The sequence below is a fragment of the Nocardia aurea genome (assembly GCF_003123685.1).
Lineage (GTDB): Bacteria > Actinomycetota > Actinomycetes > Mycobacteriales > Mycobacteriaceae > Nocardia > Nocardia aurea.
Window position 1 is genome coordinate 256,161 of record NZ_QCYJ01000170.1, and the last position, 10,179, is coordinate 266,339.

At 67.0% G+C, this 10,179-nt stretch carries 9 protein-coding genes; 5 read left to right on the plus strand and 4 right to left on the minus strand.

Annotated elements, in window-relative coordinates:
* Positions 1-27 precede the first annotated feature (27 nt).
* Entirely contained in the window at positions 28-1,428 is a 1,401-nt protein-coding gene (sthA, locus tag DAT37_RS40815) for a Si-specific NAD(P)(+) transhydrogenase (RefSeq protein WP_109530382.1), read from the minus strand.
* A gap of 100 nt (positions 1,429-1,528) precedes the next feature.
* Here sthA and DAT37_RS40820 point away from each other — a divergent pair, with 100 nt between their 5' ends.
* The 3 genes from DAT37_RS40820 (at position 1,529) to mbp1 (ending at position 3,684) form a co-directional block, all read left to right on the plus strand.
* Entirely contained in the window at positions 1,529-2,575 is a 1,047-nt protein-coding gene (locus DAT37_RS40820) for an NAD(P)-dependent alcohol dehydrogenase (RefSeq protein WP_232840297.1), read from the plus strand.
* A gap of 116 nt (positions 2,576-2,691) precedes the next feature.
* Positions 2,692-3,012: a LapA family protein gene (locus DAT37_RS40825; RefSeq protein WP_109530296.1), complete on the plus strand. Its 321-nt coding sequence runs from the start codon at positions 2,692-2,694 to the stop codon at positions 3,010-3,012.
* 426 nt (positions 3,013-3,438) lie between these two features.
* Positions 3,439-3,684 carry a microaggregate-binding protein 1 gene (gene mbp1 / locus DAT37_RS40830; protein WP_109530297.1) on the plus strand — a complete coding sequence of 82 codons (246 nt, stop codon included), beginning with the start codon at positions 3,439-3,441 and terminating at the stop codon, positions 3,682-3,684.
* 62 nt (positions 3,685-3,746) lie between these two features.
* Here the strand turns inward: mbp1 and DAT37_RS40835 are convergent, their stop codons facing one another.
* Positions 3,747-5,291, minus strand: a complete 1,545-nt coding sequence (locus DAT37_RS40835; RefSeq protein ID WP_408637495.1) for a sensor histidine kinase — start codon at positions 5,289-5,291, stop codon at positions 3,747-3,749.
* A 233-nt stretch (positions 5,292-5,524) separates the two neighbouring features.
* Complete coding sequence (locus DAT37_RS40840; RefSeq protein ID WP_109530299.1) at positions 5,525-7,243, minus strand: hypothetical protein; 1,719 nt, start codon at positions 7,241-7,243, stop codon at positions 5,525-5,527.
* A gap of 192 nt (positions 7,244-7,435) precedes the next feature.
* Here DAT37_RS40840 and DAT37_RS40845 point away from each other — a divergent pair, with 192 nt between their 5' ends.
* Positions 7,436-8,413, plus strand: coding sequence for a TIGR03557 family F420-dependent LLM class oxidoreductase (locus DAT37_RS40845; RefSeq protein WP_109530384.1), 978 nt, complete (start codon positions 7,436-7,438; stop codon positions 8,411-8,413).
* A 200-nt stretch (positions 8,414-8,613) separates the two neighbouring features.
* On the plus strand, positions 8,614-8,922 hold the full coding sequence (locus tag DAT37_RS40850) for a hypothetical protein (RefSeq protein WP_157978959.1): 309 nt from the start codon (positions 8,614-8,616) through the stop codon (positions 8,920-8,922).
* Positions 8,923-9,062: 140 nt separating this feature from the next.
* Here DAT37_RS40850 and DAT37_RS40855 read toward each other — a convergent pair whose 3' ends face one another.
* Complete coding sequence (locus DAT37_RS40855; protein WP_232840299.1) at positions 9,063-10,004, minus strand: PaaI family thioesterase; 942 nt, start codon at positions 10,002-10,004, stop codon at positions 9,063-9,065.
* Positions 10,005-10,179 lie beyond the last annotated feature (175 nt).

The following is a 10,179-nucleotide window of genomic DNA, read 5'->3' on the forward strand; positions in this document are numbered from 1 at the left end:
GGAGATCTCCAACCCTCGGTCCGGAATTCAGTCCATGCGTTCGATCTGGCGGATCTTGTTCATCGCGTCCAGGGCCGCGACCTTGTAGGACTCGGCCAGCGTCGGGTAGTTGAACACCGCGTCGACCAGATAGTCGACCGTGCCGCCACATCCCATGACCGCCTGGCCGATATGCACCAACTCGGTGGCGCCGGTGCCGAACACGTGCACACCGAGAATCGACCTGTCCGCGCACGAGACGAGCAGTTTCAGCACACCGTAGGAATCGCCGATGATCTGCCCCCTGGCCAATTCCCGGTAACGCGAAACGCCCACCTCGAACGGGATTCGCGCCGCGGTCAGTTCGTCCTCGGTCTTTCCGATGAAACTGATCTCCGGAATGGTGTAGATGCCGATCGGCTGCAACGACGACAGCGCCTGCACCGATTCCCCGCACGCGTGGTGGGCGGCCAGCCGTCCCTGTTCCATCGACGTCGCCGCCAGCGCCGGGAAACCGATCACGTCGCCGACCGCGTAGATATGCGGAACCTCGGTGCGGAAGAATTCGTCCACCGCGACCCGACCGCGCCGGTCCGCGCTCAGTCCCGCTTTCTCCAACCGCAGGCTCGCGGTCATCCCCTGCCGACCGGCCGAATACATGACCACCTCCGCCGGAATTCTCTTGCCGCTCTCCATGATCGCGATGGCCCCGGACGGGCGGCGTTCCACGGCGGCGACCGTCTCACGGAAACGGAAGGTGACCGCCAGATCACGCAGATGGTATTTCAGCGCCTCCACCACTTCGATATCGCAGAAATCCAGCATCCGGTCCCGCGACTCCACCACTGTCACCTTGCAGCCGAGCGCGGCGAACATCGACGCGTACTCGATGCCGATGACGCCCGCTCCGACCACGATCATCGATTGCGGTACGCGCTCCAGGCGCAGGATGCCGTCGGAGTCGATGACGGTGGTGCCGTCGAAATCCACCGCGTCCGGACGCGCGGGCTGGGTGCCGGTGGCGATCACGATCTTGTCCGCGGTGACCTCGGTCTCGCGGCCGGTACCGTCGAGCACTTCGACGGTGTGCTCGTCCACGAAGGCGCCCATACCGGGCAGCATCGCTACCCGGTTGCGGGACAACTGATTTCGGACCACATCGACCTCTCGGCCGATCACGTGGTTCGCGCGCGAGAGCAGATCCGCGACCGTGATGTCCTCTTTGACCCGGTAACTCCGGCCGTACATCTCGCGCTGACTGAGGCCGGTCAGGTACAGCACCGCCTCGCGCAGGGTCTTGGACGGAATGGTGCCGGTATTGATACACACCCCACCGACCATGTCCCGCCGCTCCACCACCGCGGCCCGCCTGCCCAGTTTGGCCGTGGCGATCGCGGCCTTCTGTCCGCCGGGACCGGATCCGAGCACAAGCACATCGAAGTCGTACACATACCGAGCCTGACAGTGGAATGTGAAATCCACAGGGCTGTTCGGTCAACATCCGAAAGCGGCGCGACGCGGCCGCCGCGCTGTTTCAGGGATTTCCCCGATGTGGGTGCCGGGGGTGCGGATCTACGGTTTCGGCAAGGAGCGGACGGCGCGAACGGGAGAGACCATGAAGGCGATCATGCAGGAGCGGTACGGATCACCGGAGGCTCTCGAATTCCGGGACACCGCACGGCCGGTACCCGCTCGCGGTGAAGTACTGGTACGGGTGCACGCCGCCGCCGTCAACGCCCTGGACTGGCACATGATGCGCGGCGATCCCTACCTGGCCCGACCGATGATGGGTCTGCGCGCGCCACGGGCCACGATCCGCGGCCGCGATTTCGCGGGCACGGTCGAGTCGGTCGGCCCCGGCGTCGAGCGGTTCGAAACCGGTGACGAGGTGTTCGGCGAGGCCGACGGCGCTTTCGCCGAATATGTGGCGGCCCCCGAGAACGCGCTCGCCCGCAAACCCGCCCGCCTGAGTTTCGAGCAGGCCGCCGCGATTCCCTTGGCGGGCAACACCGCGCTGATGGGGCTGGGAGATCTCGGGCAGATCCGGTCCGGCCACCGCGTGCTGATCAACGGCGCGTCCGGCGGCGTCGGCACCTTCGCCGTGCAGATCGCCCGATCCTTCGACGCCGAGGTGACCGCGGTGTGCAGCACCAGGAATGTCGACCAGGTTCGCGCGCTCGGGGCCGACCACGTCATCGACTACACCGACGACGACTTCACGACCGGCGCAGCACGTTACGACCTGATCTTCGATCTCGTCGGCAACCACTCGCTGACCCGGATGCGAGGAGTTCTCGCACCGGGCGGCAAAATCGTACTGTCCGGCGGCGGCGTGTATCGCGGTGGCTCGGTCTTCGGGCCGATGGCGCTCATCATCGCGGGCAAGCTGGCGGCCCGTTTCGTCAGCTGGGTCGAGGTGTTGGAGGCGGTACAGTCCGCCGAGAACCTGACCGTGCTCGGCGAGCTGGCCGAAGCGGGAAAACTCAGGCCGGTGATCGAGCGCGCCTACCCGCTCGGCGAGGCCGCCGCGGCCATCCGCCACCTGGAAACCGAGCACGCGCGCGCGAAGATCGTCCTCACGGTCCAGGGCCCCTGAGCTCGCGTCAGGCGGTCGGGATGTTCGGGCGGCGATTCGGCGGAGAATCGCCGCTCGAGCCCAATAACAATCCGGCTGACGGGTTTCTTTGCTGCTTCTGGGGTTATCGCCCCTATATGTCCACACACAGTGAAGATCTGCCCGGATCCGAATCGACCCCGCCGCAGCAGCCGGTGCCTGCCGCGTCGACCCGAAAGTCGACCGGCTCACGTACCGGTCGCGCCTGGGACGGTTTGGTCGTCGGCATCGTCATCCTCGTCGTCCTGCTGATCTTCATCCTGCAGAACCTGGAAACCATCCAGGTCAGCCTGTTCTTCTGGGATTTCGGGCTCCCCACCGGCGTCGCGGTCCTGCTGTCCGCCCTCGGCGGCGCACTCGTCATGGCTTTGGTCGGTGGTGCGCGCATCATCCAGTTGCGCCGCGTCGCGAAGCGCTAGGTTCACGTTCACCTGTCCGACCGCGCGCGTCCTCCGCGCGCGAGCACCGGGCCGAGCCCGTCCTGCCACCGCGCGATGCGCTGAAACAGGAGGCAGGAAAGACATTTCGATTTCACCGATGACGGTCCGCGAGACCGCGGTGACGGGTGTCCGACCCCGGCCTGTCACCGGTCCCAGGATCAGCGGCCGAGGTCGGACACCGGGCGCGGGTCTGAGACCGCGTGTCAACGCGGCGCCGACTTGCCGGCCCGAAGGCGCCCATCACGTGGTGGCGCACCCAGTGACCGGCTACCCGTTATCGAGGAACTCATGCGGTCGTCGGGGGAATTCGTGCGGCGGACAAGCGATTCGCCGACCGTGCTGATTGAGCCGACCGAGTCCGGGTAGGCCTCTGTTGTCAGCCATTTCCGACGAGAGGTCACACAAGTGCCCAAGCATGGTAGCGGAATCCGTGAAGGTGTCGAAGGCGTCGTCGAGGACGTCAAAGGCAAAGCCAAGGAAGCTGTCGGCATCGTCACCGGCAAAGAGAACTTCAAGAGCGAGGGGCGTGCCCAGCAGGACAAGGCCGAATCCCAGCGCGAGGCCGCGAGCAAGGAAGCCGCGGCGGAGAAGGCTCGCGCGGAGGCCGATGTCGACGAAGCGCGTCAGTCCGCGTATCAGCACGACCGCTGACGGATAGGTCTACGACGACCTTCGAGGGGCTCAGGCGAAACCGCCTGGGCCCCTCGGTCGTGTCACACCGACGTTCCTTCGACCGCCGTATCGGCGGTGGTGCCGGGGTCGTCCTCGGCGGGCGCGGGCGCGGGCGCGGGCAGGGTGAACCGGAAACACGTTCCGTCGCGGTAGGAGGTGTCGATCCAGATCTTGCCGCCGTGATACTCCACGATCTTCCTGCACACCGCCAGACCGATTCCGGTGCCGCTGTATTCCTCCCGATTGTGCAGACGCTGGAAGATGACGAACACCTTCTCGGCGAACTCCGGCTCGATCCCGATCCCGTTGTCGGCCACCGCGAATTGCCATCGGCCGGATTCGGCGTCGAGTTCGGCGTCGACGTGGACCACCGGGGCGCGGTCGGGGGCACGGAATTTGATCGCGTTGGCGATCAGGTTCTGCCACAGCATCGTCAACAGGGTCGGATCGCCGACCACCTCGGGCAGCCGCGCGGGCAACTCGAGGCGGGCGCCGGTGTCATCGATGGCGGCGGAGACATTGGACAGCGCGGAATCCAGCGTCGTGCCCAGGCCGATCCTGGCCGTGGTCTCCGACAACCGCCCGACCCTCGAATAGGTCAGCAGGTCGTTGATCAGGATCTGCATGCGTTTGGCACCGTCGACGGCGTAGTCGATGTACTGCTTGCCGCGCGCGTCGAGCTGGTCACCGTAGCGTTTCTCCAACAGCTGACAGAACGAGGCGACCTTGCGCAACGGTTCCTGGAGGTCGTGGGAGGCGACGTAGGCGAACTGCTCGAGTTCGGTATTGGAGCGGCGCAACTCCTCGGTCTGCACATCCAACTCGGCCTTCTGCCGGGCCAGCACCGCTTCCTGTCCGCGCGAGGATTCCAGCTCCGAGACCACCTGCCTGCGCATGCTCTCCACCGCGGCGGCGACGGTGGCGACGTCGGCCGGTCCGGCGACGTCGATGTGGTGGTCGAAATCGCCGTCGGCCACCCGCAGCGACGCTTTCGTCAGCGCTGAGAGCGGGCCGGCGACCAGCCGGCGCACCAGCAATGTCAATACCACCCCGGTCGTCAGGAACAGCACGACCATCACCAGCAGCACGATATTGCGCAACGTGCGGGCCTGGTCGAGCGACTCGCGGTCGGCGGCGATCGCGGCGACGAGGTCGGTGTTCTGGGCGGCCAGACTCGCACGTACCTCGTCGAACAGCGCTTTGCCCTGTGCCGTGGACGCGGCTGAGACCGAGGCCGACGGGCCCGCCGCGACGGGGCGGGCGTAGTCGGTGCGCCATTTCTCGACGGCGGCCCGGACCGCGTCCAGATCGGTCAGCAGTTCGGGACGCTCGGCCAACAGCACGGCGATGCGGTCGGTGGCCTGAACCTCGATTCGTTGTCCCTCGTTGTACGGGTCGAGGAATTGCCGGTCGCCGCTGATGGCGTAGCCGCGGATTCCGGTCTCCTGATTGAGCAACGCCGCCTGCAATTGGTACGCCCGGGTCAGCGCGGGCTGGGTGTGGTTCATCACCCGGTCGGTGGCGCTGTTGGTGTTGGCGATGACCTGCGCGCCCGCCGCCGCGCCGATGAGCACCACGATCGCCATCGCCGCCAGCACCAGCTGGAACCAGGTCTGCACGGTGAAGCGTCCGACGCCGTGAGTCCCGTTCCGCACCACGGCCACCGCGGATTCCGTCTCCGACACCGACGCCTCCATCCCATGCGGCGCGCGCTCGGCACGGACCGCCCCTCGAACCACGCGGTCGCACGAATCGGACCGGAGGCGCCGATAGCGTAACCGACCGTTCGCTCGCGGGGGGCGCTCGATTCGACGCCGCGTCAGTCGCCGGATCGTGTCGCGAATTCGGCGAGCCCGGTCGACACCGCCTCGGGTTGTCCGTTGTTCTGTCGCGCGGCGGCGGTGAGCACGTCGATGTGGTTGTAACCGGGTAATTCGATGACCTCGTCGCGCGGACTACCCGAATCGGCGACCGGAATTCCGCCGCTGCCGCGGAAGGTCAGTATCGGGTTGCGGTCCACCCCGTCGAGATGAATGTGGTTGCGCGCGAACGACGGCGCCGCGGTCTGTTGCAGGTCCAGTGACAACCGCGTCGGGAAATACCATTCGGTGAAATCCAGCGGCGGTTCGCTGAGATCGCGAGCGAGTTCGGCGATGGCGGTCACTTCGCTGCCCGGGTCGGTGTACGGGCGGGCCTCCGGCGTCGTCAGCGCCGCGATGTCGTCGTAGTCCAGCCACCGGTAGACCGTGCCGGGGTCGAACACCGTCGGCGATACCTTGGGCGCGTCACCGAACATGCCCATCGCGAGCGGGCTGCGCGCGACCGCGTCGGGAACCGGGAAGGTCTTCGGACCGACCGGTCCGCCGCCGACGAATCCCGCACTGGTCTGCAGGAATCCGAACGGCTGGGAATTGTCGTCGAGAATCGCCCCGAGCACGGCTTCGTTGGTGGCGTTCAGATCCCGCACATCCGGAACTCCGGTGGCGAAGATGCCCGCGTTCTGTGAGAGCAGTGTCCGCAATGTCGCGGTGATATTCGGATTGTCAGGCAGCCGTCGGACGAGATCATTGACACCGTCGGGGTTGAGTCTGGCCGCGAGCCCGGCCAGTGCCAGCAGGTTGGTGGTCTCGGGGTTGATGACGGCGGGCAGCCGAAGGACCGGCGCGGCGGTATCAAGTCGCAGCGAAACGCCTTCCACCACCGCGGCGATCGGCGCGGGTAGGTCGGGGACTTGCAGGCCGCGCAGACTCAATCCGGCCGAGATGGTGGTGTCGAGCGCGAAATAGCCGGAGCACTGGTTGTATCCGGCGTCATCGGTGGTCGCCGGGTCGCCGTCGAAATCCCATTCCGCGAAATAGCCCGTGACGAATCCGCCCAGCGAGTGTCCGCCGCAGACGACTTTGCGCTTGCGCACCGCCGGGTCCGGGAATTCCGCGCGCAGCACGTCGTATTCGTCGCGCAGTGTCTGCTCGAGTCCCTGATCGCGCAGCCATGCCGTCGCCGCGCCCTCAGCGACACCGGCGAAGCGGCGCCCCACCGCCTCGGCGCCGTGGAAGTAGTAGTCCGCGGCGGTGTCGAACGAACCGCTGCGCAGGGCCGCGCGGACCCCCGTATGGTCCTCCAGGCAGTTCGACCGACGGTCCAGCGCCCAGAACTCGATATGGCTCCCCGATTCGGCGGCCCGCGAAACCGTGTTGCGGGCAACGCTTTCGAACGCGCCCGCACCCTCGAAGACACCGGGTTGGGCGACCAGGACGCGATCGGCGTCGGCGGAGTCACGCGGTCCGTCGACAGAGCGCCACCGCAGATAGGACACCGTGTCGCAGGCCGCGGGGTGAGGCGGACTCCCCGGTGGTAATGGCGCGGCGAGGGTCACCACCGAGGAGACGACAGATGTCACCGGCGACGACGACTCGTAGACCGACTCCGTCCGGCCCGGCGCGCCACCGCCCGCTACCGGAGTCGCCGAGGACACCCCCACCCCCGTACCCGCCAACACCACCAACACCGCGAAGAGACCGTTTCGCCGCAGTCGCATCCGCCCATCCCTTCACACCGCCGATCGCGCTCATCGAACCGCTCGGTGAGCGTCCCGGCCGGTGGTTCGGCCCGACTCTGGCACACCTCACAATTCGGACCTGTTCGAGTCGGGACCGCGCGCACTGTTTGCACACCGACGACAGGGGTAGGCGTCGGTTGTCCGCGGGGGCTCTCGGCCATGGAGGTAACGATGCAGATCGGGTACAAACTGGCAGCGGAGGGTTTCGGCCCTGCCGAACTGATTCGACAGGCGAAAGCCGCGGAGCAGGCGGGGTTCGATTTCGTCGAGATCAGCGATCATTTCCATCCCTGGCTCGACAATCAGGGCCATTCGCCGTTCGCGTGGACGGTGCTCGGCGCGATCGCGGCCTCCACCGAGCGGATCGGCATGGCCACCGGCGTGACCTGTCCGATCCTGCGCTATCACCCGGCCATCGTCGCCCAGGCCGCCGCCACCATGGCCCTGGTCTCCGACGGACGTTTCACCCTCGGCGTCGGTTCCGGGGAACGACTCAACGAACATGTCGTCGGCCTGGAATTCCCCGACGCCGTGCGGGTGCGCCACGACATGCTGCGCGAGGCCATCGAGATCATCCGGCTGCTGTGGCGGGGCGGCTATCGGTCGTACTCCGGCCGGTATCTGAACCTGTCGGACGCGCGGATCTTCGATCTCCCCGACGAACTCCCGGTGATCGCCGTCGCGGCGGGTGGGCCCGACGCGGCCGAGATCGCCGCGGACCTCGGAGATGGTCTCTTCGCGACCGACGCCGATCCCGCCATCGTGCGGCGCTACCGCGAACGAGGCGGCGAGGGCCCGTGTTACGCCGAGATCCCGGTGGCTTGGGCCCGCGACGAACACACCGGAGCGCGGGCCGCGTTGGAGACGACGCGCTGGGCGCTGACCGGGTGGAAGGTCATGAGCGAACTTCCCAATCCCGTCAATTTCGCCGCTGCCGCCGCCACCGTTCGCGAAGAGGACATCCGCGATCACTTCACCTGCGGCACCGATCCCGCCGAGTACATCCGGGCCGTGCGCACCTACGCCGACGCGGGATACGACCACCTCGTGCTCCAGAACGCCGGGCCGGACCCCGACGGTTTCCTCGAGTTCTACCGCGATGAACTCGACCGCGAACTGCGCGCTTCCCTCACGCCCGCCGCGAACTGATCCGCTCTGCTCGGCTCCCGGCCGACGTGGACATCACTCTATGTAACCAACCATTCCATCCTGTTCGTGCAGCCGCCGAACGCAGATACATATCGTTATCAGTGGTGCATCATGGGCTCCCGATCTATCGCGATCCTCCGCGTAGTGGTACACATCTCGCTAAGATGTTACCGACTATTCTTCAACAGAGGAGCGCAATGATGCGTACCCCACTTCGTCTCGCCGCCGCCTCCGCAGCCGCGGCGACTCTCGTCGTCACCGCGGCCGGAGCGACGGCCGAGCCGACCGGATCCGCCCCGGTTCCCGCGACAGCCGTGGCCGGAACCGGATCCTCGGCGGTGGACACCGGGTCCGCGGCGGGCAATTCGGCCCTGTACTTTCTCGGACACGGCGACGTCATCGGAGTTCTCGTACTTCTGATCACCACGCCGTTCGCGATCCTGACCGGTGGCGTGTGCGATCTCGCCACCCTGTCGGCGCTGCCGAGTCCGTGCACCAAAGCGCCCTGACGGACACGGCCCGTCCCGACACGAGGTGAGCCGGTAGCCGTCACGCGACGGTGACCGCTCCCCGACCGGGACGGATGCGCGGTCGACTCGGCCGAGACCGTCGTCACGTGCGACGGTCGACGCCGGGTACGACCCGACGATCAGTGGTGCGCGGGAGGCTTTCTCAGCGTGACGGTCGCCAGCGCCAGAATCATCTCGTCGGCCCCGGCGTCGACGAGCCGGACGCTGACCACACTGTGATCGGCGTCGTCGCGGATCACAGTGCCGTAGGTGCGCGCGGGCCCGACACGGACCTGCGCGAGGAAATTCATCTGGATATCGGAGGCGACCAGTTCGGGGCGCATGGCGTTGGCCGCGTACTCCGCGAGCAGTGCCTGCACCCCACCCATGATCGTGCCGATCTGATTCGCGACGAACGGCGTGCGGTCGAGTTCGAGTTCGCCCCTTGCGGCGTCGATCACCCGGATGCCGAGGCGCGGATACAGCGCGTCCTCGATCGGCACCATGGGACGGCTGCGGATCTGCCCGATCCACCGATCGGGGGTGTACTCGTCGGCGCCGTGGGCGGCGGCGCGCGGCAACCGGGCGAAGGTGACCAGACCGCGCGCGGCCAGGGTCGGCCGCGACCGCGGATCCGCCGCGTCGATCGCCGCCGCCAGTTCGTGCAGATCCTCGCAGCCGTTTCCGTCGTAGACATCGGCGGCCACCACGACGACCTTCTTACCGACCCGGACCAGTGTGCTGTCCACCACGATCGGACCCACGGTCACCCATCCGGCGCCGTGCAGCGAAAGGTCCTGTGTCGCGGTCCAATCGGGAGCGGCGGCCACCAGGGCCGGGTCGGACGTCACGAAATCCATGACGGTGGCTTGGAGTCCGACGGGGGCGGTCCCGGCGTGGGACCGGAGTTTGTCGGTGAGATCGCATCGCAGCAACGAACGCGTCCGGTCCAGCTGTACCGACACCAGGCCGAAGTCGGACATGAAACTGTTCGTCTCCGACACCAGCAACTGCACGCCCTGGGTCGACGTGGCCACGCTGTCGGTCGACGCGATTCCGTTCCGGTTCGCGGGATCGCTCATGCGAGGTCACGACTGTCGGCTGAAGCGAAGCGCACCGGGCCTCCTGGTTTCGAACACCTATAGAAAGATCACTTCCATTTGCGAGAATAACATTCTCCACACTGCTCGGTCGGATCGCGTGACGCCGACAGAGCCGCCCGGAGTGGGCGGCTCTGTCGGATGCGGTGCGGTGGGT

What these genes read in the sequence shown, in the direction of transcription:
- DAT37_RS40820 (WP_232840297.1), top strand. Translation starts at nt 1,529, where the DNA reads ATGTGGGTGCCGGGGGTGCGGATCTACGGTTTCGGCAAGGAGCGGACG.
- DAT37_RS40825 (WP_109530296.1), top strand. Translation starts at nt 2,692, where the DNA reads ATGTCCACACACAGTGAAGATCTGCCCGGATCCGAATCGACCCCGCCG.
- DAT37_RS40835 (WP_408637495.1), bottom strand. Translation starts at nt 5,291, where the DNA reads ATGGCGATCGTGGTGCTCATCGGCGCGGCGGCGGGCGCGCAGGTCATC.
- DAT37_RS40840 (WP_109530299.1), bottom strand. Translation starts at nt 7,243, where the DNA reads ATGCGACTGCGGCGAAACGGTCTCTTCGCGGTGTTGGTGGTGTTGGCG.
- DAT37_RS40845 (WP_109530384.1), top strand. Translation starts at nt 7,436, where the DNA reads ATGCAGATCGGGTACAAACTGGCAGCGGAGGGTTTCGGCCCTGCCGAA.
- DAT37_RS40850 (WP_157978959.1), top strand. Translation starts at nt 8,614, where the DNA reads ATGCGTACCCCACTTCGTCTCGCCGCCGCCTCCGCAGCCGCGGCGACT.
- DAT37_RS40855 (WP_232840299.1), bottom strand. Translation starts at nt 10,004, where the DNA reads ATGAGCGATCCCGCGAACCGGAACGGAATCGCGTCGACCGACAGCGTG.